Genomic DNA, 21,451 nt, shown 5'->3' with positions numbered 1-21,451 from the left:
GCGCCGTGGCCCTGCCGTCGCCCCGCATCCGCCGCGCATTCGCCGCGCGGCGGCGCACATGCGCGCGGCGCGGAGGCGCGCCCCCCCCCGCGCGCGCAGGCGCGGTGAGGGGAGGCGTGGGCGCTGGGCGCGGGGGGGCGGCCGCAGGCGGGGCGCGCAGGCCTCCTGGCCGCAGGCGCGGGGCGCGGACGCAGAAAGGGCCGCGCCCTGCGGCGCGGCCCTGTCCCGTCCAGCCGTCACGCCCCGCGGGGCGCGCGGGTCACTCCTGCGTCGCGAGATAGGCGATCAGGTCGGCGCGCTGCTCGGCGCTCTTGAGCCCGGCGAAGGACATCGCGGTGCCGGGGGCGTAGGCGCTCGGCTTCTCGAGGAAGGCCGACAGCTCCTCGGGGGTCCAGTCGCCTTCCATGCCGGAGAGGGCGCCGGAATAGCCGAAGCCGGCCGAGGCGGCGATGTCGCGGCCGACGACGCCGTTCAGGTGCGGGCCGGTGCCGTCAGAGCCGTCCAGCTTGTGGCAGGCCTTGCACTTGTTGAACACGCGCGCGCCCTTGCCCGGGTCCGCGGCGGCCAGCAGCTCGGCGAAGGGCACCTCGACCTCTTCCTCGCCGCCGCCGGCTTCCTCGATCTCGAGGGCGTAGGCGTAGTGATGCTCATCCCCGTGGCCGCCGGCCGGGGTGAAGGCGAGTTCGGTGAAGAAGTTGACGCCGAGATAGACCAGCAGCGCGCCGACCGTCGCGCCCACGATCTTGTTGATCTCCATCGAGTCCATGCTGGATTCGCCCTTGTGTTTCGCGCGCGTCGGGGCGCGCCGCCTCATGTCCGTCCCGGCGCGGCGGCCGGGGGTTCGCGGGGTCTCCGGCGCGGCGGCCTCTCCCGCCCCCGCTCCGGGCCGGATCGCCGCCCGGACGGATTCGCCCCGAGCGCGACTCCGGCGTCGCTCAGCCGCGGGAATACTGCCTTCCGCCGGGCGCCCGCAAGGCGTATAAGGCGCGACCCGTTGTCAGCCCCCCGACGCGCGCCGCCGCGCAAGGGGGGCGGGCGCGGGTCAGACCGCCGCACCGAAGGACGCCGTGATGACCGCCGAGAAGATCGCATTCCAGGGAGAGCCGGGGGCCTATTCCCACATGGCCTGCCGCCAGACCCACCCGGAGCTGGAGCCCCTGCCGAAGCCGACCTTCGAGGCCGCGATCGCCGCCGTGCGCTCGGGCGAGGCGAAGCTGGCGATGCTGCCGGTGGAGAATTCCACCTATGGCCGCGTCGCCGACATCCACCGGCTGCTGCCCGACAGCGGGCTGTTCATCATCGACGAGACCTTCGTGCCGGTGCGCATCCAGCTGCTGGGCGTTCCGGGCGCGAAGCTTGAGGACGTGAAGGAGGCGCAGTCGCACACGGTGCTGCTGGGCCAGTGCGGCAAGTTCCTGGCCGAGCACGGGATCAAGCCGATCACCGGCGCCGACACCGCCGGGTCCGCCGCGCAGGTGGCCCGCGACGGCGATCCGACCCGCGCCGCGCTGGCCTCGGAGCTGGCGGCCGAGGTCACCGGGCTCGAGATCATCGCGCCGAACATCCAGGACTTCTCGCACAACGCCACCCGCTTCCTGGTGATGTCGCGCCAGAAGGTCGAGGCCGAGCCGGGCGCGCCGAAGGTGGTGACCAGCTTCGTGTTCCAGGTCCGCAACGTGCCCGCCGCGCTCTACAAGGCGATGGGCGGCTTCGCGACCAACGGGGTGAACATGACCAAGCTGGAAAGCTACATGGTCGACGGCCAGTTCACCGCCACCCGGTTCTACGCCGACATCGAGGGGCACCCCGAGGAACGCTCGGTGCGCCTGGCGCTGGAGGAGCTGGCCTTCTTCACCTCCTACGTGAAGATCCTCGGGGTCTACCCGGCGCATCCCTACCGCGACGAGATCGGCTGAGGGGGAGCGCCCCGGCGATCACGCAAAAGGGCCGGAGCGGAGGCTCCGGCCCTTCGCATTCCTGCCCGGGGAGGCGGCTCAGCCCTTGCGGCGGCCGATGAAGCCCAGCGCGGCCAGCCCGACCAGCGCCAGCGGCGCGGCGGCGGGCAGCGGCACGTCCGAGACGGCGGCCGAATATTCCACCACGTAGGAGCCGAGGACCGAGGTTCCCGGGATGTCGTTCCAGGTGGGGTTCCACCAGCCCTCGAGGAAGTTCTCGGTGCCCGAGTTGTTCGGCTCTCCGACCCCCCAGGCGGTGAAGGTGAAGGCGTCGCCCGCCTCGGGCCCCACGGCCCAGATCCAGGCGCCTTCGACGGTGCCGAAGGCGGCGTCGTCGGTGCCGCCCAGCCAGGCGCGGGCGCCCGTGGGGTTCACGGTCCCGTCGACGAAGGCCCATTCCTCGGCCGAGGTGATGGTGGCGAGGTGGCCGATGGCGCCCGCGACGCTGGTGGCCTCGGCCGCGGCCTGCGCCTGGGCCCAGGTCACGCCCGCCGCCGGGGTGATCAATTCGTACCAGTGCCCGTTATCGGCGAACTGGACCGGCGCCGCGGCGGCGCTTCCGGCCGCGCAGGCCGCCGCCGCGCAGGCGGTCAGAACAATGCGTTTCATGGCGTCTCCCACGCCGGAAGCGGCGGAGAAATGCGCCCCGCCCTCGGAAGACTCCCGGCAATGGAAGCGCAGTCTGCGTTGAATTTTAAGTCTGGGCCAGCGTTTCGTCGGGGACCGGTTGCGATGCGAAACCGCTGCGGCGCCCGGAGCAGGCACGCGTCGGGGGGGGCGAACGGGTTGGGGCCGCAGGGAAGGGCCGGAACGCAGAAGGGCCGGAACGCAGAAAGGCCGGGGCGCGCATGCCCCGGCCCTTCGGGCGCCTGGTCGCCGCCGCGAGCGCCTCCCCGCGTCGCGGCGCGCCTGGCCCGGGCGCCCGCTCGGGGCGCTCAGCTTTCGTGCGCGCCGCGCCGCTCCTTCAGCCGCTCCTCGATGCGGCGCCAGGAATGGGCGTCATCCGGCTTGCCCGCATCGTCCGCCTCGGTCGCGCGCTGGGCGGCATGCGCGATGGCCTTGGGGCCGAGCGCTTCGTACAGGCGAATGGCGTGGGCTTCGACGGCTTGAGCATCCATGACGTATCCTCCGCTTTTGTTGGCGGCGAGCGGCGTCGCGGCGCGTTCTGACGGCGCGACAAGGCCCGCCGGGAATGCTCAAGACGTAGGCATTCGGGGCGAGTCGCTCAATGATCTCGGTCAAATTTCCCGAAGAACCGCCCCCGCTCAGCCCCTGCGGCGGCGGGCGGCGAGGGCCAGCCCGGCAAGGCCCAGCGGCAGCAGGCCCGCGGCGGCGGGCAGCGGCACGTCGGCGGCGGCGGCGGCGGAGACGGAGAACACCTCGAGCTCGATCACCGTGAAGGCGGGGCGGGTGGAGCCGTCCCCGGGGGGCTGCCGACGAAGCCGTTGTTGTAGATGTTGTCGCCGAAGCGGCTCCCGTCGCCGTAATCGGCCCCGAGATTGCTGTAGGAGGAGGTCAGGTCGCCGCCCACGGACCAGTCCGCCCCGCCGCCGAAGACCGGCCCGTCGGCGAGGCCGTTGAAGCTCTGGTACTCGCCCGAATTGAAGCTGGTCCCGGCGAGGCGCTGCGGCAGCAGCTGCGCCGTGGTCAGGTTGAACAGGAAGGCGGTCCGGTCGGCGTAGTCGGGGGTCAGCGCCCAGCCCGACGCCGCGTCCCAGGATCGCGGGTTGTAGCCGCCGATGACGTGGCCGGTGGAGAGGCGCGCGACGGTGAAGGTGGCGCCCTGGCCGTCGGCCGCGGCGTGGAAGTCGCGCGAGCTGTCGCCGTCCTGCTTCTGGAACAGAAGATCGAGCGCGATGGTCCCCTGGCCGAGCCAGGCCTCGAGCTGGTTCGCATGGGCGCCGCTCAGCGTGCTCGTGGCGCCGTTGACCGTGGCGGCATGGGCGGGCGCGGCGAGAAGCAGCGCGGCGAGGGCGAGGGCGATGGGGCGCATGCGGGGGGCCTCCTGCCGGGCTCGGTTTTCTTGGCTCCACTTCACCGCCGCGCGCGCGGTCGGTCAAGCCGCCCGCGGCGCCGCGGGCGGGCTTGCGCCGGGCCGCCGATGCGCGCGAGGGTCGGGGCCGGACAGGGCGGCAGGCGAAAGGGCGGGACCATGGATCGAAGCGTGCGGATCGGCATCATCGGCGGCGGCGGGGCGCTTGGCTCGGCGCTGGCACGGGCGTGGATCGAGAGCGGGACCGTCCCGGCGGCGCAGGTGACGGTCTCGGGCCGCTCGGGCGCCGCGCCGGCGCTGGCCGATCTCGGGGTGCGGGCGGTGGCGGACAATGCCGCGCTGGCGGCGGCGTCGGACGTGGTGGTGCTGTCGGTTCCCCCCGCCGCGGCGGGCGGGATCGGCATCGAGGCCCCCCACGCGCTGGTGGTCTCGGTGATGGCCGGTGTGCCGATGGCGCGGATCGCGGCGCTGACCGGGGCGGGCCGGGTGGCGCGGGCGATGTCCTCGCCCGCCGCCGCGCGGCGCCTGGCCTGGTCGCCCTGGTGTGCGGGGCCGGGGGTGACGGAGGCGGACCGGGCGGTGCTGCAGGACCTGTTCGCCGCGACGGGCGATTCGGCCGAGGTCCCGGACGAGGGGCAGATCGACCTTTTCACCGCGATGACCGGCCCGGTCCCGGGCTTCGCCGCCGCCTTCGCCGCCGCCCTCGTCGCCCATGCCGAGGCGCGCGGGGTGGAGGCGGGCGCCGCCGACCGCGCGGTGCGGATGCTGATGAAGGGCGCCGCGGCGGAGCTGGCCGAGGGGCCGCCGCCCGCGGCGCAGGTGCAGGCGATGATCGACTATGCCGGGACCACCGCGGCGGGGCTGAACGCCCTGCGCGCGGCGCCGTTCCAGGAGGCGCTGGATGCGAGCCTGGACGCGGCGGCGGCGCGGGCGCGGGAGATGGGGAAGGGCTGAGGGAGGGAGGCCCGCCCTCAGATCCACCCCTCGCACCACGCCTTGATCACCGAATGGGCGATGGCGCCGGGGCGGCCGGGCACGAGGTCGGGAGTGTTCCCGTCCAGCGCGTCGAGCAGTTCGAGTTTCGAGACCCATTTCGCGGCCTCGAGCTCGTTCTCGTCGATGAAGATCTCGGTCCCCAGCGCCTCGCCCGCGCAGGCGAACATCAGGCTGTTGGGGAAGGGCCAGGGCTGGCTGGCGAGGTAACGCACCTTGCCGACCTCGACCCCCGTCTCCTCGAAGGTCTCGCGGCGCACCGCCGCTTCCAGGCTCTCGCCCGGCTCGACGAAACCGGCGAGCAGCGACCAGAAGCCCCGCGGCCACGACGGTTGCCGCCCCAGCAGCAGCTTGTCGCCCTTGGTGATCAGCTGGATCACGACGGGGTCCGTGCGCGGGAAATGCAGCGCCCCGCAGGCGGTGCAGGCGCGCCGCCAGCCGCCGTTCTCGGGCGCCGAGGGCGATCCGCACTTGGCGCAGAAGCGGTGGGAGCGGTGCCATTCCATCATCCCGCGCGCCGTCGCCGCGTCGGCCGCGTCCTGGCCGGAGATCCGCGCCATCATGTTGCGCAGGTCGGCGAACTGAAGCGTGTCGTCCAGCGCCGGGTGGCCCTGCATCGAGCGGTCGAACAGGCCCCCGGGGGCGCCGTCCGGCCCCTCGGGCGCCTTCGAGCGGGAGATGTCGAGCGCGAAGCGCGCCGCGCCCTGCTCCAGCCCCAGGAAGATCGGCGGCTCGGCGGCCTCGGCGAGGCTCGGGTCCCCCGCTTCGCGCCAGGCCAGCACCGGGTCGGGGCCGGAGAGGTCGAACAGCGGCTTGCCGCGCCAGAGCGGGACGGTGCGCGCCTCGGGCGCGGCGGCGAGGGCGGCGAGCTTCTCCGCCTGCGCCCGCAGGTGGTCGGCGCGGTCGCGGGTTCCTTCCGCGAAGGTGATGGTCTCGAGCGGCGAGCGTTCGGCGGCGTCCATGATGGCGGTTCCTCCCCGGGGCGTCCGGCCGGGGGACCCGACCTGTTCTCGTGCGGCTTCTCGTGCGGCGAGCGGCAAAGTGGCGCCTCGGGGCCGTCCCGGCAAGCGCGGGGAGGCGGCGGCGGCGGGGCGACGGGCGCTGCGTCCGGTTCACGCTTTCCGGGGGTTGAAAACCGGCGCGCGGACCGCTATCTGAACCCTCGAGAGGTTGGCGTGGGCAAGCGCCTCGCCAACCCGGTCAGGTCCGGAAGGAAGCAGCCGCAACGAGTCCCGCTTGGGTCGCGTTCCAGCCTCTCACCCCGCCGCCCCCCGCAGCGATGCGAAGGGTGCGCGTGAAAAGGCCGTCCCCGCGGGGGCGGCCTTTTTCGTTGCGGCGGGACCTGCCCCGGGACGAGCGCGGCCCGCGCGCCGGTCGCGCCTTCCGCCTGCGCACCTCCCCCCTCCCGTCCCCCTCCCGTTCCCCCCTCTCCCGTTCGCGCGAGCGCCCGTCCGCCCGTCCGCGCCGCCGCCCCGGTCGGCGCCGGCCGCGGGATGATTTGAAATCATTGGGCGGATTGCGCATATGATGTAAGACGAGAGTGAGGGGAGCGGGCGGAATGATTTGGGGAAGTTCCAGCATGTTTCGTAATGTTTTTGTAATCGCCGCGTTAATCGGCATGTTTTACAGCCCGGTCGCCCGGGCGGACGGCGTGAATTTTGGAGAGGCGGTCGGGATTTCGGTCGACTCGGCGCAGCTTGCGGGGTGGAACCTGGTGCGCCAGCGCGTGGTCGGCCCGCGGCGCGACATCGGGGCGGCGGTGCTCAACGCCCCCGACGGCGCCGCGCAGGTCAGCCTGATCGCCCGCCGGTTCCAGAGCGCGGACGTCGCCGGCGCGCGCATGCGCAAGGCGGTGATCGAGGCGCATCGCGCCGCGTTCGAGCAGCAGGAGCTGCGCACCTTCTTCGGCCGCTGGGAGGCGAAGCTGGTCGATGGCGGCGCCTTCGCCATCGCGGATGCCGACGGGCGGCCCTGGCGGGTCTGGGGCGGGCGCTGGCGCGCGGATGAGGGCGGGGTGGAGCGGGTGATCCATTTCGCCGCCCCCGACGATCTGATCGACCTGAGCTGGGTGTTCGTCGCCCGGCTTGACGAGGCCGACGCCGCCACGGGGCGCGAGGCGCTGTTCCGCACCATCGACGCGCTCAAGGTCTCCGCCGCGGAGGACTGACGCGGGAGCGGGGTTTGCGCGCGGGCCCGGCAGGGCCTCGCCCGGCCCCGCCGCCGCCCGGGCGGCCCGTCCGCGCTTGTTCCCGCCCCCCCGCTCGCATAGGTTCGAGGCGGCCGCGCGGGGGACATGCCGCGGCGGCCCCGCACCACCTTCCCGAGCGCGCGCAGGAGCCCAGATGGCCGAGGACAGCCCCAAGGACGACAGCCCCCGGCAAGCCAGGCCCGGGGGCGGCGCCTACCAGGTGCTGGCGCGCAAGTATCGCCCCGCCGATTTCCACGACCTGATCGGGCAGGAGGCGATGGTCCGCACCCTGCGCAACGCGTTCGAAGGGGGCCGCATCGCCCATGCCTTCGTGCTGACCGGCGTGCGCGGCGTGGGCAAGACCACCACCGCCCGGATCATCGCCAAGGGCCTCAACTGCATCGGCGAGGACGGGCAGGGCGGCCCGACGGTGGAGCCTTGCGGGAAATGCGAGCCCTGCGTGGCGATCTCCGAATCCCGCCACGTGGACGTGCTGGAGATGGACGCCGCGTCCCGCACCGGCGTCGGCGACATCCGAGAGCTGATCGACGGCGTGCGCTACCGCGCCGCCTCGGCCCGCTACAAGGTCTACATCATCGACGAGGTCCACATGCTCTCGACCAGCGCGTTCAACGCGCTGCTCAAGACGCTCGAGGAACCGCCCGAGCACGTCAAATTCATCTTCGCCACCACCGAGATCCGCAAGGTGCCGGTGACGGTGCTGTCCCGCTGCCAGCGGTTCGACCTGCGCCGGATCGAGCCGGAGGTGATGATCGCCCACCTCTCCGGCATTTGCGGCAAGGAGGGGGCCGAGGTCGACGCCGACGCGCTGGCGCTGGTCACGCGGGCCGCCGAGGGCTCGGTGCGCGACGCGCTCTCGCTGCTGGACCAGGCCATCGCGCATGGCGCCGGGGCGACCACGGCGGCGCAGGTGCGCGACATGCTGGGCCTGGCCGATCGCGGCCGGGTTCTGGACCTGTTCGAGGCGGTGATGCGCGGGGACTGCCGCGCGGCGCTGGAGGAATTGTCCGCGCAATACGCGTCCGGCGCCGATCCGCTGGCGGTGCTGCGGGACCTCGCCGAGGCGACTCACTGGATCTCGATGGTCCGCATCGCGCCGGAAAGCGCCGACGATCCCACCGTGCCGCCCGAGGAACGGGATCGCGGGCGCGAGCTTGCGGGCAAGCTCGGGATGCGGCCGCTGGCGCGGATGTGGCAGATGCTGCTGAAGTCGATGGAGGAGGTCGGCCGCGCGCCCAACGCGATGATGGCCGCCGAGATGGCCGTCATCCGACTGACCCACGTGTCGGAGCTGCCGAGCCCCGAGGACATCCTGCGGCGGCTGGAGAATTCGCCCCCCGCTCCGGGTCCCGGCGGCGGCGGGATGCACCCGGGCGGCGGGTCCGGCGGCGGCGGCGGCGGCGGCGGGCATCCGGCCCAGGGCGGCCCCGGCCCGATGGGCGGCGGCGGCGCGCTGCACGGCGCCGTGACGGCCATGGCGCTGACCCCGGCCCAGGCGCTCGCCCGCGCGGCGCCCGAGACCCGCACGCCCCTGCGCGTCGTCGCCGGCGGCGCGCCGCGGGCGGCGGAGGACGAGGCCGAGGCGCTCGACCCCGAGGCGGCGGCGGCGCTGGCGGCGCTGAAAAGCTTCGACGACGTCGTGGGCCTGATCCGCGCCAAGCGCGACGCGCGGCTGCTGACGGATGTGGAGCGCGGGCTGCGCCTGATCTCCTACAAGCCGGGGCGGATCACGTTCCAGCCCTCGGACAAGGCGCCGAAGGGCCTGGCGGCCGAGCTGTCGCGGCGGCTGATGGCCTGGACCGGGGCGCGCTGGGTGGTGAGCGTGTCGCAGGGCGCCGCGGCGCCGACCATCGCCGAGACGCGGGACGCGGCGGCGGCGGACGTGCAGGCGAGCCTGAAGCGCCACCCGCTGGTGGCCGCCGCGCTGGCGGCCTTCCCGGGGGCCGAGATCAAGGCGACGCCGGAACTGATCGAGACCGGCCCGGGCGGCGAGGCCCCCGAGGGCGCCGATGATCCCTGGGATGACTGGGAACCCGTTGATCCGTTCGACGACGAACCCATCTGAGAGTTTGACGACATGCCGGGGGCGGCTGCGGCGCGCCCCCTTCCGCCCGGCCGCCGCGCGCGTCCGCCGGGCCGAGACATCAAGGAGCGAGAGCGATGATGAAGGGACTTGGCGGCCTTGGCGACATGGCCAAGATGATGAGCAAGGCCAAGGAGATGCAGGAGAAGATGCAGGAGGCCCAGGCCCGCATCGAGGAGCTGGAGGCCACCGGCGAATCCGGCGCCGGGCTGGTGAAGGCCTCGGTCTCGGCCAAGGGGCAGCTGAAATCGCTCTCCATCGACCCGTCGCTGTTCAACCCCGATGACCGCGAGGCGGTCGAGGACCTGATCGTCGCCGCCGTGCGCAGCGCGCAGGAAGCGGGGCAGGAGCTGGCCGCGCAGGAGATGGCCAAGGCCACCGAGGGCCTGCCGCTGCCGCCGGGCATGAAGCTGCCGTTCTGATCCGCCGCAGGGTGGGCTGAGCGAGGGGCCGGCGCCGGGTGCGCCGGCCCTTTTGCGTTTGGGTGGGGGGGGGCGTCTTGGCGGGCCTTGGCGGCGGTGAACGCCCCGCTCGGGTTGGGGGACGCGGCGCAAGGGGCGCGGCGTCCTGGGGTGCAGCGGCGTCGCGGAAGGCTGTCCATCCCGCGCCCCGGCCTGGATCGGCGCCCGGCGGCGCAGCCGCCTGCGGCCGCGAACGGGGGCTTGTCCCCCTGAGCGGCCGCATCCTCCCCCCGATGCCTTCCCCCGATGCCTTCCCCCGATGCCTCCCCCCGATGCCTCCCCCTCCCTGGCGGCGCCCCCGGTCCTCGCCGCCCGATGCGGCCAGGCTCGGGGAGGGACAGGCCCTCCCGCGCGCCCGCCCGGCCGCGCCCGGGCAGGCGTCGGCGCGCGGGGGCCGCGGCGGCGCGGGGGCGCGGCGCGCTTGCGGCAGGGGGACGGGCCGGGGCCATGGCGTCGCGCAGGCGGCGCGGCGCGCGTAAACGCGAAAGGGGCGCACGCGGCGCCCCTTCGTCCCCCGGTGGAACCCGCGGGATCAGTTCTTCAGGATCACCTTGTCGCCGCGGATGGTCATCTCGTGCAGCCGGCCGAGGAAGCTCATCCCCAGCAGCCCGCCCTGCAGCGTGCCCTTCGGGGCGACGGCGGCGCGCACGTCCTGCACCGCGACCGCGCCGATGCGCATCAGCGGCACCCGCAGCGGGGCCACCATCGCCTCGCCATTGGCGGTCAGCACCGGCATCTCGAAGCGCAGCGAGGCCATGTCGACGCCCATCGCCTCGGCATCCTCCCAGCGCATCAGCACCAGGGAGGCGCCGGTGTCGATCAGGAACGGGGCGGCGGTGTCGCCGACCTCGACCCAGGCGCGGAAATGGCCGTCCCAGGTGCGGGTGATCTCCACCTCGCCCGGGGCGCGGGCGACGGCGGCCATCGAGGCGCGGGCGCCGAGGCGGCGGTCGAACTGCTCGCGCAGCTCGTCCTCGAACGCGAAGCCCGCGAGCAGCGCGCTGGACGCGCCCGCCCAGACCACGGCGGCGCTGAGAAAGTTGGGGCCTTTCTCAAGGCGCGGCAGCGAGGCGGAGGAGACGATGACGAGGAACAGCAGCGCGAAGAAGGCCAGCCGGGCCATGTCGTCGCCGGTGGTCAGCGCCTCGGGGAACAGGGCGTTCAGCAAGAACATCCCGCATCCCATGATTCCCAGTCTGAATGCCAGGCTGTACATCACGCTCTGACGCCTCCGAACGCCGTGAAATCCAGTCGCGCCGCGGCGAAGCCCCGCCGCTCGCGACCAATTCCCCCGAACGATACATGCGGTCGAATCGAAAAGCGAGCCTGAGACGCCCGCCGGACGGTTCGAATTGCGCCTTTTGCTGAACCCAACCTGAATGCGTTGCATGCACGCATCAGGCGAGCAGGGCGGGCGCGTGCCGCCCGGCGCGTCCCCCCCCCCGGGCCTCAGCCGCGGGTGAAGCCCGCCGTCAGCTCCACATGCGGGGCCCAGCGGAACTGGTCCACCGGGCGCACCGGGCCCATGCGCCAGCCTGCATCCACCAGCGCCCGCGCGTCGCGCGCGAAGGTGGCGGGGTTGCAGCTGACCGCCGCGATGCGCTCCGGCCCCGGCATCCCGCCGGCCGCAAGCGCCGCCAATTCAGCCGTCTGCGCCTCGGCCCCCGCCCGCGGCGGGTCGATCACCGCGGCCTGGAACCCCTTCATCTCGGCCGCCAGCAGCGGGCGGCGGAAGAGGTCGCGCTTCAGCGGAACCACCTTGCGCAGCGCGCCGCCGGTGGCCCGCCACCCGGCCTCGAGCGCCGCCAGCGCCGGGCCGTCGCCCTCCACCGCCAGCACCTCGGCGGTCTCGGCCAGCGGCAGGGCGAAGGCCCCGGCGCCGCAGAAGAGGTCCACCACCCGGGCAGCCTTGCCCACCACGGCGCGGATCTCCGACAGGATCGCCGCCTCGCCTTCCGCCGTCGCCTGCAGGAAGCCGCCGGGCGCCGGGGCCACGCGGGCCTTGCCGAAGGGCTGGTGCGGCGGGCGGGCGGTCGCGATCGGCTCGTCATCCACCACCAGCCGCGCCCAGCCGAATTCCCCCGCCAGCCGCGCGAGGTCCAGCCGCAGCGGGCCGTCGAGCGGCCGGGCGCCGGTGGCGGCGATGTCCAGCCCGTTCAGCGACACCGTCACCGACAGCCGCAGCTCGCCCTTGCGCGAGGCGGCGCGGGCGACCAGCGCCTCCAGCCCCGCGCGGCCCTCGAGGATCTCGGGGCGCAGCAGCGGGCAGGCATCGGCCAGCGGCACGATCTCGGCGTCGCGGGCGGCGTGAAAGCCCAGCAGCACGGTCTTCTTGGTGCGCCGCCCCGACAGCACCGCGCGGCGGCGGGAGCGGTCCGGTGAAGTCGCCGTCTCCAGGATCTCGGCCTGCAGTCCCCGCGCGGCCAGCGCCGCGGCCACCGCGTCGCGCTTCCAGCCCGCCACGAAGGCGTCCGAGGCGTGCTGCAGCGCGCAGCCGCCGCAGCGCCCGAAGGCCGGGCAGGGCGCCTTCACGCGGTGGGCGGAGGGCGCGGCGATCTTCGGCGCCGCCATGCGCCCGCCGGAAACCTCGCCGCGCACCACCTCGCCCGGAAGGGTGAAGGGCGCGAAGACCTCCCCCTCCGGGCCATGGGCCACGCCGTCGCCCCGGTGCCCGAGGCGGTCGATGGTCAGCTCGGTCTGGGTCTCGGTCATGCCGGGCCCTCCTTGATGGCGGCGATCAGGTATTCGCGGTTGCCGTCGCCCCCCGCGATGGGGCTGTCGCCCTCATGGGTCACGCGCCAGCCCGCGCCCTCGAGGAAACCGCGGATGCGGGCGCGGATCTGCGCGATCAGCGCGTCGTCCTTGAGGACCCCGTCCTTGCCGACGGCGCCGGGCCCGGCCTCGAACTGCGGCTTGATCAGGGCGACGAGGCGGGCGCCGTCGCGCGCCAGCGCCATCGGTCCGGGCAGCGCCTTTTCCAGCCCGATGAAGGACACGTCCGAGACGATCCAGTCCACCGGCGGGACCAGGCCTTCGGGGATCTCGCGCGCATTCACCCCCTCGAGGTTGCGCACGCGCGGGTCGGCGGCGATGCGCGGGTGCAGCTGGCCGTGGCCGACGTCCAGCGCATGGACCCGCGCCGCGCCGTGCGCCAGCAGCACCTCGGTGAAGCCGCCGGTCGAGGCGCCGACGTCGAGCGCCTCGCCATGGGGCTTCAGTCCGAAGACCTCCAGCGCATGGGCCAGCTTCAGCGCGGCGCGGGAGACCCAGGGGTTGGGATTTTCGGTGACCTCGATGCGGTCGGACTCGGCGGTTTTCTGCGAGGCCTTCTTCGCCGCGGCGCCGTTCACGCGCACCACCCCCGCGGCGATCAGCGCCTGCGCGCGGGCGCGGCTGTCGGCGAGGCCGAGTGCGGCGAGGCGTTGGTCGAGGCGCATGGGCGGGGCGGGTCCTGGCGGGGGCTGGGGATGGGCCGAGCCTATACGCCAGCGGACGCGCTTTGGCGAGCGGGCAAGGTTTCGCCAAGGCTTCTGCGCCATGCTGCGCCCCCGGGGGCGCCGCCCGCCGCGACGGCGCGGCCGGGGCGCCCCGCTGCGGGAACGGGTTTCGGCGCATGGCGGACACGGCCACATTCCCCCTCAGGGGCGACCAGATCGGCTCCTACACCCTGATGTCGGGGTCGGGGAACGACGGCGACCGCGTGGTCACCCTGACCGGCGCGCAGGCGCTGGGGACCGCGGACGACGTCTACACCATCGAGGTCTCGCAGACCGTCGGCGCCGAGCAGTTCGAGAACGGCCAGATCGTCAGCGTCTATGACGGGACCGGCGCGCTGGTGGGCGGGCCGGTCTTCGTGCGCCCGGACGAGGAGCAGGGCTTCGCCGCGGGGGACGAGCACCTGGTGATCTCGGACCTCAACCTCGTCATCGACCTTGCCGGGCTGCCCGCGACGCCGACCGACATCACCTATGACGCCTCGGACGAGGCGGCGACGGTCGGGGTCGGCGATGATGACGGGGAGCTGGATTTCGCCGACCGGCTGGACCCCGCCTTCGCCCCCGCCGCGGCCTTCACCTGCATCGGCGCGGGCGCGCGGATCGACACGCCGGAGGGGCTGCGGCCGGTCGAGGCGCTGGCGCCGGGGGACCTGGTGGAGACGCTGGACCACGGGCCGCGGCCGCTGATCTGGGTCGGGCGGCGGCGGGTGGCCTGGGGCGGAAGCGCCCCCGCGCCGCCGCCGATGCGCATCGCGCCCGGGACGCTGGGCCCCGCCATCCTGGGCGGGGCGGCGGGCGGCGGGGCGGGGTGCGGCGGGGCGGCAGGGGGCGGGGCGGCAGGAGGCGTCCCGGCGCGCGGCGGGGCGGCGGGCGGCATCCCGGCGCGGCCGCTGATCCTCTCGCCCCAGCACCGGGCGCTGCTGCGCGGCGGCGGGCTCGAGGCGCTCTGCGGCGGGCCCGAGGCGCTGGCGCTGGCCAAGGGCCTCGGGCCGCTGCCGGGGGTCTCGGTCGCCGGGGGGCGCGGGGCGACGCGCTACGTCACGCTCCTGCTTGCGCGGCACGAGGTGATCCGGGCCGAGGGGGTCTGGGTCGAGAGCCTTCTGCCCGGCCCGCAGGCGCTGCGGATGCTGGGGCCGCGCATGGCGCGCGAGCTGCGCACCGCGCTGGCGGCGGCGGGGGCGGCGCCGCGGGGCTGGGACGGCGCGGCCCCGCCCTTCGCCCCCGCGCGGCCGCTGCTCCGCTGGCGCGAGGCGCGGGACTGGGCGGCGGGCATGGCGGCGACGGGGTGCGGAGGGGCGCGGAACGGAGGGCCGGGAGACGGAGGGCCGGGAGACGGAGGGCCGGGCGTCGCGCCCGCCTGCGCCGCGGCGGTCTGACGGGGGCAGGGGGGCGGCCCGGGCCGCGCCTCAGAGGTCGTCGAAAGCCGCCTCGTCGATGCCCAGCACCACGAAGCGTTCCTGTTCGCGCACCCCGATCCCGTGGGCGATCATCAGCCGGGCGAGGCGGGCGCCGTCGACCAGCACGATCCGCTTCGAGACGGTGCGCAGGTACTCCTCGGCCTCGCGCGTGAAGCCCGAGGTGGTGACGAACACGCCCTTGGTCGCGCTCTCGCCGCTCATGGCGCCGACGAAGGCCTGGAGGGCGGGGCGGCCGACCTTGTTCTCGGGCGCGTAGCGCTTGGCCTGCACGTAAACGGCGTCGAGGCCGAGCGCGTCCTCGTTCACCACCCCGTCGATGCCGCCGTCGCCGGAGCGCCGGCATTCCAAGCCGATCCCCAAAAAAAAGCTCGTTTGTAGGTCGTGGAACGAGGCACAGGCGGGACGGCGGGACCCTCTTGGGTGAAGCACATCGGTTCCGAAGGGCCCAAGCGTCATGCGTTAGGGTCCGGTCCCAACATGCCAGGCTCTCAGAGCCCCGCCTTCAGCCCTATCCTGCCCTCTCGTTTCGAAAGGGCCAGACTGCGCCGGCACCACCCGGCTCAGAGCGACTCCCACACACCGGTGGGGTGGTCACATCAGGCCATATCCCATTCCCCGACATGAGAGCCTCTGCAAGTGTGGTGCCTCACAGTTCCAAGTTAAGGGAGGTCAAAAAAGCTTCCAAGAGAAGCCTTCCTTTCTCCCCTCACTTGTGGGGGTGGAGAGGAGATAGGAGCCTATTGCGCCCACCGCAAGGCCCGCCACCACATATTGCGTCGATGCGGAGAATAGAACGCCTGAACGCTTGATGGTCCGGGATCGCGATCCCCTCACCCCCGCGCCGCAGCCGCCCGCGCGCCCTCTTCGCCCAGCGCCTCCAGCGCCTTGGCAACGATGTGGCGCGCCTGCAGGCCCGCCGCCTCGTACATCGCCGCGGGGCTGTCCTGGTCCTGCCAGGTGTCCGGCAGCACCATCGAGCGGATCCGCAGGCCGCGGTCGAACGCGCCCTCTTCCGCCAGGAGCTGCATGACGTGGCTGCCGAAGCCCCCCACCGCGCCTTCCTCGATGGTGATCAGCGCCGCGTGCTCGCGCGCCAGGCGCAGGATCAGCTCGCGGTCCAGCGGCTTGGCGAAGCGCGCGTCGGCGACGGTGGTCGACAGGCCCATGGCGTCGAGCTCCTCGGCCGCCTTGCGGGCCTCCTCCAGCCGCGCGCCGAAGGACAGGAGCGCGACCTTCGTCCCCTCCTTCACCACCCGGCCCTTGCCGATCTCGAGCGGGGTCCCGTGCAGCGGAAGCTCGATCCCCACGCCCTCGCCGCGCGGATACCTGAAAGCAGACGGGCCGTCGTCGTAAGCGGCGGCGGTGGCGACCATGTGGACCAGCTCGGCCTCGTCCGCCGCGGCCATCATCACCATGCCGGGCAGGGCCGAGAGATAGCCGATGTCGAAGGACCCGGCATGGGTCGGCCCGTCGGCGCCCACCAGCCCGGCGCGGTCGATGGCGAAGCGCACGGGCAGGGATTGCAGGGCGACGTCATGGACCACCTGGTCGTAGCCGCGCTGCAGGAAGGTGGAATAGATCGCGCAGAACGGCTTCATCCCGGCGGCGGCGAGCCCGCCGCAGAAGGTGACCGCGTGCTGCTCGGCGATGCCGACGTCGAAGCAGCGGTCGGGGAAGCGCCCGCCGAACAGGTCGAGCCCGGTGCCGTCGGGCATGGCGGCGGTGACGGCGACGATCTTCGGGTCCCGCTCCGCCTCGTCGATCAGCGCGTTGGCGAAGACCTTGGTGTAGGAGGGCGCGTTGGACGGCGCCTTCTTCACCTCGCCGGTGATCACGTCGAACTTGCCGCGCGCATGGCCGCGGTCGGCGGCGCCCTCGGCGGGGGCGTAGCCCTTGCCCTTGCGGGTGATGGCGTGGATCAGCACCGGCCCGTCGGCCCGCGCGCGCACGGTGCGCAGCACGGGCAGAAGCTGGTTCATGTCATGCCCGTCGATGGGGCCGATATAGTCGAAGCCCAGCTCCTCGAAGAGCGTGCCGCCGACGGTCATGCCCTTGAGCATCTCCTTGGCGCGCCGCGCGCCCTCGCGCATCGGCGGCGGCAGGAATTCGAGCGCGCCCTTGGCCGCCGCCTTCAATTCGTGCAGCGGCGCCTCGGCGTAGAGGCGCGAGAGGTAGGAGGACATGGCCCCCACCGGCGGCGCGATCGACATCTCGTTGTCGTTGAGGATCACGATCAGCCGCTTGCCGAGATGCCCGGCGTTGTTCAGCGCCTCGTAGGCCATGCCCGCGGAGATGGAGCCGTCGCCGATCACCGCGATGGCGTCGCCGGTGTCCTGGCCCATCTCGCGCGCCATGGCGAAGCCGAGCGCGGCGGAGATGGAGGTGGAGGAATGCGCGGCCCCGAACGGGTCATAGTCGCTCTCGGCCCGCTTGGTGAAGCCCGAGAGGCCCCCGCCCATGCGCAGCGTGCGGATGCGGTCCCGCCGCCCGGTCAGGATCTTGTGCGGGTAGCACTGGTGCGACACGTCCCAGATCAGCTTGTCGCGCGGGGTGTCGAACACGGCGTGGATCGCCACCGTCAGCTCGACCACCCCGAGGCCCGCGCCCAGGTGCCCGCCGGTGACCGAGACGGCGCTGATGGTCTCCTCGCGCAGCTCGTCGGCCACCCGGGTCAGCTCGGCGTCGCTCATCCCGCGCAGGTCGGCGGGATGGCGCACGCGGTCCAGCGTCGGCGTGTCGGGGCGGTGCGGGGCGGTCGGCTGATCGGTCAAGTCGGGGCCTTTCGGCTGGCGCCGCGAAGGGGCGGCGTGGCGGGCGGACGGGCGCGGCGGGGACGGGCCTGCGGCGTCACTTGCTCCGCGATATGGCGAAACGGGCGGCGAGGGCAAGCGGACGCGCGGCCGCGCCGAAGCCCGAGAGGGCGGTTTCGGCCCGCGCGACCTCCTCGGCCGCCAGCGCGCGGGCGCCGGGAAGGCCGAGGAGCGAGACGAAGGTGGCCTTGCCCGCCTCGGCGTCCTTGCCCACCGCCTTGCCCGCGGCTTCGGCGTCGCCGGTCACGTCCAGCACGTCGTCCTGGATCTGGAAGGCGAGGCCCATGTGGGAGGCGAAGCGGCGCAGCGCGGCGCGGCCGGGGGCGGCGTCCTCGGCGCCCCCCGGCTCGGCCAGGATCGCGCCCGCCTCGGCCGAGAAGGCGATCAGCGCGCCGGTCTTGAGGGCCTGGAGCCGCTCGATGGAAGCGAGGTCGAGCGGCGTCTCGGCGGTCTCGGCGGCGATGTCGAGCGCCTGGCCCAGCACCATCCCCTGCGCGCCCGAGGCGCGGGCGAGCCCGAGGCAGAGCGCGGCGCGGCGCGCCGGGTCGGGATGGGTGGCCGGGTCGGCGAGGATCTCGAAGGCCAGCGTCTGCAGCGCGTCGCCGGCGAGGACCGCGGTCGCCTCGTCCCATTTGACGTGGACGGTGGGCAGGCCGCGGCGCATGTCGTCATCATCCATGCAAGGAAGGTCGTCATGGACCAGCGAATAGGCGTGCAGGCACTCCACGGCGGCGGCGACGCGCAGGGCGGCGGGGCGCAGCGCGGCGGCGTCCACGTCCGCGCCTTCGGGGGCGCCTTGGGGGGCGCACAGCGCCGTCGCCTCGACCGCGAGGAACGCCCGCAGCCGCTTGCCGCCCCCGAGGGCGGCGTGGCGCATCGCGGCGGCGACCTTGTCGCCCGCGGCGGGCAGCAGGGCGTCCAGCGCCTCCTCCACAGCCTGCGCGACCTCCGAGAGGCGGGCCGAGAGCTCGGCCTCGTCCGCCGCCGTCCAGGGGGCGTCGGACCGGGGGGCGTCGGACCGGGGGGCGTCCGCGGTCATGTCCTGCGCGCCGGGAACGGGGGCGCCGTCGGTTGCGCTCATGCGAGGGGGCCTTTCGTCAGTCGCGGCTGCGCCGGATCGGTCCGGGATGTCGGCCGAGGGTGTACCACGTCGCGCGGCGGAGGAAAGGCCCCCAAGGGGCGCAGGCGCGGGGAAAACGGGGCCATGTCGGGGGTGCGGGGCCGGTGGAGGGCCAGTGGAGGGCCGGAGGGGCGCGGGGGGGGGCGCGGGGGGGCGGGGGCGAGGCGCAGGGAGGCGCGGGAAGGGCGTGCGGCCCTCGGGGGCGCCCCGGCGGCGCGGCGCGGGCGGCCGCCGTCGGGCGCGGGTCCCGGGGCGGCGCGCCTTCCCGGTCGGGCCCGGCCGGGCCCCGCCGCGCCCCGCCGCACGTCGCCCGGGGGCGCCGCCCCCCCGCCGCGGGTCGCCGCACGTCGCCGCACCCGGGCCGCCGGGGCCCCGGACCCTCTGGCGCCCGCAAAACGCTGCTTCTACCCTGCGCGCTTTCCCGCACCGCCGAAGGACGAGCCCCGAATGACGATGCAAGATGGCCGGCGCGGCGACCCGCGCGAGATCGCCCAGGATCCCGGCGTTCCGGCCGTCACCCGCCACGCCGCCGCCGCCGCCGCCGAGATCGGCGCGCGGATGGTGCTGCTCGACCTCGGCGGCTGGCTGTTCCGCATCGAGCGGGACGGGCGGCGCTTCACCTCGGGCGCGGGGGCGGTCTGCGCCTTCCCCGTGAACTCCGCCGCCGCGCATTCGCTGGCCCGCGACAAGCAGCACAGCGCCACCATCCTGCGCGCCGACGGCCAGCCCGCGATCCCCGGCCGCCTGTTCTTCGCCCGCACCGACCGCTTCGCCGCGCTGCGCCCGCCGGGCGCCACCCCCGCCGACGCCCTCGCCTTCGCGGCCGAGATCGGCTGGCCGGTGTTCTGCAAGCCCAACACCGGCTCGCGCGGGGATTTCGCCGAGCGGGTGGAGGACGCGGTGGCCCTGTCGGACTACATCGCCCGGCTGCGCGAGGAGCATGACGGCTTCCTCGTGCAGTCCTGCATCGCGGGCGAGGAGCTGCGCGTGGCGGTGTTCGACGGCGAGGCGGTTTACGAGGTCCACAAGGCCGAGCCGGCGCTGGTCGGCGACGGCGCGCGCACCGTCGCGGCGCTGCTGGCGGCCGAGAACGCGGCGCTGGCCGCGCAAGGCCTGTCGCCCTGGCCTGGAACCGCGCTGTCGGCGCCGCCCGAATCGGTCCCGGAAGCGGGCGCGCGGGTCCCGCTGTCGGGCCGCCGGAACCTCTCGGCCTCGGGCGAGACCGAGGAGGTGACGGACGCGCCCGACCCCGAGGCCGCCGCCCTCGCCATCCGCGCCGCCGCGGCGCTGGGCCTGCGCTTCGCCGCCGTCGACCTGTTCGACCACGGCCCCGGCATGGGCCATGCGCGCTTCACCATCATCGAGCTGAACGGCAACCCGGGGATGGAGGCGCTGGAGCGCGCGGGCCGGTCCGACATCATCCTGTCGCTCTGGACCCGGATGCTGGAAGAGGCGCTGGCATGAGCGCCGCGCCCGGCCCCTCCCCGGCCCCCCCCACCGCCCCGGCGCTGCGCGAGGCGATCTCGGCCTTCCCGAAATTCGGGGACGGCGCGTCGCTGCCGCGCATCCTCGGCTTCGCGGCGGCCGAGGGGCTGGACCTCGCGGCCCTCGGCGCGCGCTCCATCGTGGTCACCGGCAGCAAGGGCAAGGGCGGGACCGCCGCCGCCGCCGCCGCGGGGCTGGACGCGGCGGGGATCCGCACCGGCCTCTTCACCTCGCCCCACCTGCGGCGTCTGAACGAGCGGATCGCGATCGGCGGGACGGAGATTTCCGACGACGCCTTCCTGCGCGCCCTCGCCCGGGTGCGCCGCCATGCCGAGGGGCCGGGCGCGGGCCCGGGCGCCAGGATGGGCGCGTTCGAGGCGCTGTTCCTCGCCGCCGCCCTCTGGTTCGCCGAGGAGGCCCCCGACGCGATGGTCTGGGAGGCCGGGATCGGCGGGCGGCTCGACCCGGTGCGCTGCCTCGGGGCGCGGATCGGGACGCTGACCTCGGTGGAGCTCGAGCACGCGGCGATCCTCGGGTCGCGCCGGGACATCATCGCCTATGACAAGCTCGACGCCATCGCGCCCGGGGGGATCAACGTGATCTCGCCCTCGGTGGGCGAGGACCTGCGGCTGGCGCTGGCGGCGCATAATGCGCTGGCGGGGCGCGAGACGGTCTTCGTGGCGGACGAGATCCGGGCCGCGGCGCAGGTCGACGCGCAGGGGACCACGGCGCGGTTCACCGGGGCGGCGGCGGGGCAGGTCGGCGGGCCGCTGCGCTTCGCCATGGCCGCGGCGCACCAGGTGGACAACGCGCTGACGGCGGCGCGGGCGGCGGGGGCGCTGCATGGCGCGCTGCGGGCCGGGGGCGATGTCGGCTACGGGCTGCTGCCCGGCATGTGCGACCTGCGCTGGCCGGGGCGGATGGAGCGGATCTGCGCCGCGCCCGAGGCCTGGATCGATGTCGGCCACACGCCGGAGAGCCTGGCGCGCACCGTCGAGGCGCTGGCCGGGGCGGTGGAGCTTTCACGGGCGCTGCTGGTCTTCGGCGCGTCCGAGGGCAAGGAGATCGCGGGCATGTGCGCCGCCGTCGCCGGGCGCTTCGGCGGGGGCGTGATCCTGGCCGCCGCGTCCAAGCACGGGGCCGACCCGGCGGCGCTGGCGCAGATGTTCGGGGCGGGCGAGGTGCGGGCGCAGGCGGCGGATGTCGCGGCGGCCTGCGCCGAGGCCCGGGGGATCGCGGCGGCCGAGGGGCGGCCCGTGGCCGTGCTCGGCGGATTGTTCCTGGCCGAGGAGTTCCGGCAGGCCTGGGCCGGGGGCGATCCCGCCGACCTGTGGTTCCTGTAACCGCGCCTAGGACGCGGACTCATATCCCGGCAATCCAAATGCGGATGGATGCGAGCTTCAGGGCTGCGAGATAGTTGTCCGGTC

General features: G+C 74.5%; 20 protein-coding genes and 1 other RNA gene. 9 read left to right on the top strand and 12 right to left on the bottom strand.

Annotated elements, in window-relative coordinates; genetic code table 11:
- Window positions 1-259 precede the first annotated feature (259 nt).
- A complete protein-coding gene (locus tag ACQ5SO_RS06135) occupies window positions 260-766 on the bottom strand; it encodes a c-type cytochrome (protein ID WP_430940702.1) in 507 nt (168 codons plus the stop codon).
- Window positions 767-1,070: 304 nt separating this feature from the next.
- Between ACQ5SO_RS06135 and ACQ5SO_RS06130 the strand changes: the two genes are divergently transcribed.
- On the top strand, window positions 1,071-1,916 hold the full coding sequence (locus tag ACQ5SO_RS06130) for a prephenate dehydratase (protein WP_430940701.1): 846 nt from the start codon (window positions 1,071-1,073) through the stop codon (window positions 1,914-1,916).
- Between the two features lie 78 nt (window positions 1,917-1,994).
- Here ACQ5SO_RS06130 and ACQ5SO_RS06125 read toward each other — a convergent pair whose 3' ends face one another.
- The 4 genes from ACQ5SO_RS06125 to ACQ5SO_RS06110 all read right to left on the bottom strand — a co-directional run bounded on the left by ACQ5SO_RS06125 (window position 1,995) and on the right by ACQ5SO_RS06110 (window position 3,948).
- Window positions 1,995-2,564 carry a C-type lectin domain-containing protein gene (locus ACQ5SO_RS06125; protein WP_430940700.1) on the bottom strand — a complete coding sequence of 190 codons (570 nt, stop codon included), beginning with the start codon at window positions 2,562-2,564 and terminating at the stop codon, window positions 1,995-1,997.
- A 326-nt stretch (window positions 2,565-2,890) separates the two neighbouring features.
- Entirely contained in the window at window positions 2,891-3,073 is a 183-nt protein-coding gene (locus ACQ5SO_RS06120) for a hypothetical protein (protein ID WP_430940699.1), read from the bottom strand.
- 147 nt (window positions 3,074-3,220) lie between these two features.
- A complete protein-coding gene (locus ACQ5SO_RS06115) occupies window positions 3,221-3,349 on the bottom strand; it encodes a VPLPA-CTERM sorting domain-containing protein (protein ID WP_430940698.1) in 129 nt (42 codons plus the stop codon).
- On the bottom strand, window positions 3,346-3,948 hold the full coding sequence (locus tag ACQ5SO_RS06110) for a PEP_CTERM-anchored TLD domain-containing protein (protein WP_430940697.1): 603 nt from the start codon (window positions 3,946-3,948) through the stop codon (window positions 3,346-3,348). Before ACQ5SO_RS06110 ends, ACQ5SO_RS06115 begins: the two co-directional genes overlap by 4 nt.
- 159 nt (window positions 3,949-4,107) lie before the next feature.
- On the opposite strand from ACQ5SO_RS06110, the gene ACQ5SO_RS06105 reads away from it, so the two are divergent.
- Window positions 4,108-4,902: a pyrroline-5-carboxylate reductase family protein gene (locus ACQ5SO_RS06105; protein ID WP_430940696.1), complete on the top strand. Its 795-nt coding sequence runs from the start codon at window positions 4,108-4,110 to the stop codon at window positions 4,900-4,902.
- A 17-nt stretch (window positions 4,903-4,919) separates the two neighbouring features.
- On the opposite strand, the gene nudC is transcribed toward ACQ5SO_RS06105, so the two are convergent.
- Window positions 4,920-5,903, bottom strand: coding sequence for an NAD(+) diphosphatase (gene nudC, locus ACQ5SO_RS06100; RefSeq protein WP_430940695.1), 984 nt, complete (start codon window positions 5,901-5,903; stop codon window positions 4,920-4,922).
- Between the two features lie 202 nt (window positions 5,904-6,105).
- On the opposite strand from nudC, the gene ffs reads away from it, so the two are divergent.
- The 4 genes from ffs (at window position 6,106) to ACQ5SO_RS06080 (ending at window position 9,655) form a co-directional block, all read left to right on the top strand.
- An RNA gene (ffs, locus tag ACQ5SO_RS06095) (signal recognition particle sRNA small type) lies at window positions 6,106-6,202 on the top strand.
- Between the two features lie 357 nt (window positions 6,203-6,559).
- On the top strand, window positions 6,560-7,108 hold the full coding sequence (locus tag ACQ5SO_RS06090; RefSeq protein ID WP_430940694.1) for a hypothetical protein: 549 nt from the start codon (window positions 6,560-6,562) through the stop codon (window positions 7,106-7,108).
- A gap of 175 nt (window positions 7,109-7,283) precedes the next feature.
- On the top strand, window positions 7,284-9,215 hold the full coding sequence (locus ACQ5SO_RS06085; protein WP_430940693.1) for a DNA polymerase III subunit gamma/tau: 1,932 nt from the start codon (window positions 7,284-7,286) through the stop codon (window positions 9,213-9,215).
- 95 nt (window positions 9,216-9,310) lie between these two features.
- Window positions 9,311-9,655 carry a YbaB/EbfC family nucleoid-associated protein gene (locus ACQ5SO_RS06080; RefSeq protein ID WP_430940692.1) on the top strand — a complete coding sequence of 115 codons (345 nt, stop codon included), beginning with the start codon at window positions 9,311-9,313 and terminating at the stop codon, window positions 9,653-9,655.
- A gap of 571 nt (window positions 9,656-10,226) precedes the next feature.
- Here the strand turns inward: ACQ5SO_RS06080 and ACQ5SO_RS06075 are convergent.
- The 3 genes from ACQ5SO_RS06075 to ACQ5SO_RS06065 form a co-directional block, all read right to left on the bottom strand.
- The gene (locus tag ACQ5SO_RS06075) at window positions 10,227-10,868 is read right to left on the bottom strand and encodes a retropepsin-like aspartic protease family protein (RefSeq protein WP_430940691.1); all 642 of its coding nucleotides are present in this window, start codon (window positions 10,866-10,868) and stop codon (window positions 10,227-10,229) included.
- Window positions 10,869-11,143: 275 nt separating this feature from the next.
- The gene (locus ACQ5SO_RS06070) at window positions 11,144-12,406 is read right to left on the bottom strand and encodes a class I SAM-dependent RNA methyltransferase (protein WP_430940690.1); all 1,263 of its coding nucleotides are present in this window, start codon (window positions 12,404-12,406) and stop codon (window positions 11,144-11,146) included.
- Window positions 12,403-13,131, bottom strand: coding sequence for a TlyA family RNA methyltransferase (locus ACQ5SO_RS06065; protein ID WP_430940689.1), 729 nt, complete (start codon window positions 13,129-13,131; stop codon window positions 12,403-12,405). Before ACQ5SO_RS06065 ends, ACQ5SO_RS06070 begins: the two co-directional genes overlap by 4 nt.
- Window positions 13,132-13,307: 176 nt before the next feature.
- Between ACQ5SO_RS06065 and ACQ5SO_RS06060 the strand changes: the two genes are divergently transcribed.
- A complete protein-coding gene (locus ACQ5SO_RS06060) occupies window positions 13,308-14,567 on the top strand; it encodes a Hint domain-containing protein (protein WP_430940688.1) in 1,260 nt (419 codons plus the stop codon).
- A 30-nt stretch (window positions 14,568-14,597) separates the two neighbouring features.
- Here the strand turns inward: ACQ5SO_RS06060 and ACQ5SO_RS06055 are convergent, their stop codons facing one another.
- The 3 genes from ACQ5SO_RS06055 to ACQ5SO_RS06045 all read right to left on the bottom strand — a co-directional run bounded on the left by ACQ5SO_RS06055 (window position 14,598) and on the right by ACQ5SO_RS06045 (window position 18,500).
- Window positions 14,598-15,065: a restriction endonuclease gene (locus ACQ5SO_RS06055; RefSeq protein WP_430940687.1), complete on the bottom strand. Its 468-nt coding sequence runs from the start codon at window positions 15,063-15,065 to the stop codon at window positions 14,598-14,600.
- Window positions 15,066-15,439: 374 nt separating this feature from the next.
- Window positions 15,440-17,380 (bottom strand): 1-deoxy-D-xylulose-5-phosphate synthase, encoded by a 1,941-nt coding sequence (dxs, locus tag ACQ5SO_RS06050; RefSeq protein WP_430940686.1) that lies wholly within the window; start codon window positions 17,378-17,380, stop codon window positions 15,440-15,442.
- Between the two features lie 76 nt (window positions 17,381-17,456).
- Window positions 17,457-18,500 (bottom strand): polyprenyl synthetase family protein, encoded by a 1,044-nt coding sequence (locus tag ACQ5SO_RS06045; protein WP_430940685.1) that lies wholly within the window; start codon window positions 18,498-18,500, stop codon window positions 17,457-17,459.
- Between the two features lie 486 nt (window positions 18,501-18,986).
- On the opposite strand from ACQ5SO_RS06045, the gene ACQ5SO_RS06040 reads away from it, so the two are divergent.
- Together ACQ5SO_RS06040 and ACQ5SO_RS06035 are read left to right on the top strand one after the other, a co-directional pair.
- Window positions 18,987-20,003, top strand: coding sequence for an ATP-grasp domain-containing protein (locus ACQ5SO_RS06040; protein ID WP_430940684.1), 1,017 nt, complete (start codon window positions 18,987-18,989; stop codon window positions 20,001-20,003).
- Window positions 20,000-21,367, top strand: a complete 1,368-nt coding sequence (locus ACQ5SO_RS06035) for a glutamate ligase domain-containing protein (RefSeq protein WP_430940683.1) — start codon at window positions 20,000-20,002, stop codon at window positions 21,365-21,367. The genes ACQ5SO_RS06040 and ACQ5SO_RS06035 overlap by 4 nt, the downstream gene beginning before the upstream one ends.
- The last annotated feature ends 84 nt before the right edge of the window (window positions 21,368-21,451 follow it).

The sequence above is a fragment of the Rhodovulum sp. DZ06 genome (genome assembly GCF_050586345.1).
Lineage (GTDB): Bacteria > Pseudomonadota > Alphaproteobacteria > Rhodobacterales > Rhodobacteraceae > JBOCEF01.
Note: the sequence above shows the minus strand (reverse complement) of the source record. Positions and strands in the feature narration are given on the sequence as shown.

What these genes read in the sequence shown, in the direction of transcription:
- ACQ5SO_RS06135 (WP_430940702.1), bottom strand. Translation starts at nt 766, where the DNA reads ATGGACTCGATGGAGATCAACAAGATCGTGGGCGCGACGGTCGGCGCG.
- ACQ5SO_RS06130 (WP_430940701.1), top strand. Translation starts at nt 1,071, where the DNA reads ATGACCGCCGAGAAGATCGCATTCCAGGGAGAGCCGGGGGCCTATTCC.
- ACQ5SO_RS06125 (WP_430940700.1), bottom strand. Translation starts at nt 2,564, where the DNA reads ATGAAACGCATTGTTCTGACCGCCTGCGCGGCGGCGGCCTGCGCGGCC.
- ACQ5SO_RS06120 (WP_430940699.1), bottom strand. Translation starts at nt 3,073, where the DNA reads ATGGATGCTCAAGCCGTCGAAGCCCACGCCATTCGCCTGTACGAAGCG.
- ACQ5SO_RS06110 (WP_430940697.1), bottom strand. Translation starts at nt 3,948, where the DNA reads ATGCGCCCCATCGCCCTCGCCCTCGCCGCGCTGCTTCTCGCCGCGCCC.
- ACQ5SO_RS06105 (WP_430940696.1), top strand. Translation starts at nt 4,108, where the DNA reads ATGGATCGAAGCGTGCGGATCGGCATCATCGGCGGCGGCGGGGCGCTT.
- nudC (WP_430940695.1), bottom strand. Translation starts at nt 5,903, where the DNA reads ATGGACGCCGCCGAACGCTCGCCGCTCGAGACCATCACCTTCGCGGAA.
- ACQ5SO_RS06090 (WP_430940694.1), top strand. Translation starts at nt 6,560, where the DNA reads ATGTTTTACAGCCCGGTCGCCCGGGCGGACGGCGTGAATTTTGGAGAG.
- ACQ5SO_RS06085 (WP_430940693.1), top strand. Translation starts at nt 7,284, where the DNA reads ATGGCCGAGGACAGCCCCAAGGACGACAGCCCCCGGCAAGCCAGGCCC.
- ACQ5SO_RS06080 (WP_430940692.1), top strand. Translation starts at nt 9,311, where the DNA reads ATGATGAAGGGACTTGGCGGCCTTGGCGACATGGCCAAGATGATGAGC.
- ACQ5SO_RS06075 (WP_430940691.1), bottom strand. Translation starts at nt 10,868, where the DNA reads ATGTTCTTGCTGAACGCCCTGTTCCCCGAGGCGCTGACCACCGGCGAC.
- ACQ5SO_RS06070 (WP_430940690.1), bottom strand. Translation starts at nt 12,406, where the DNA reads ATGACCGAGACCCAGACCGAGCTGACCATCGACCGCCTCGGGCACCGG.
- ACQ5SO_RS06065 (WP_430940689.1), bottom strand. Translation starts at nt 13,131, where the DNA reads ATGCGCCTCGACCAACGCCTCGCCGCACTCGGCCTCGCCGACAGCCGC.
- ACQ5SO_RS06060 (WP_430940688.1), top strand. Translation starts at nt 13,308, where the DNA reads ATGGCGGACACGGCCACATTCCCCCTCAGGGGCGACCAGATCGGCTCC.
- ACQ5SO_RS06055 (WP_430940687.1), bottom strand. Translation starts at nt 15,065, where the DNA reads ATGACGCTTGGGCCCTTCGGAACCGATGTGCTTCACCCAAGAGGGTCC.
- ACQ5SO_RS06045 (WP_430940685.1), bottom strand. Translation starts at nt 18,500, where the DNA reads ATGAGCGCAACCGACGGCGCCCCCGTTCCCGGCGCGCAGGACATGACC.
- ACQ5SO_RS06040 (WP_430940684.1), top strand. Translation starts at nt 18,987, where the DNA reads ATGACGATGCAAGATGGCCGGCGCGGCGACCCGCGCGAGATCGCCCAG.
- ACQ5SO_RS06035 (WP_430940683.1), top strand. Translation starts at nt 20,000, where the DNA reads ATGAGCGCCGCGCCCGGCCCCTCCCCGGCCCCCCCCACCGCCCCGGCG.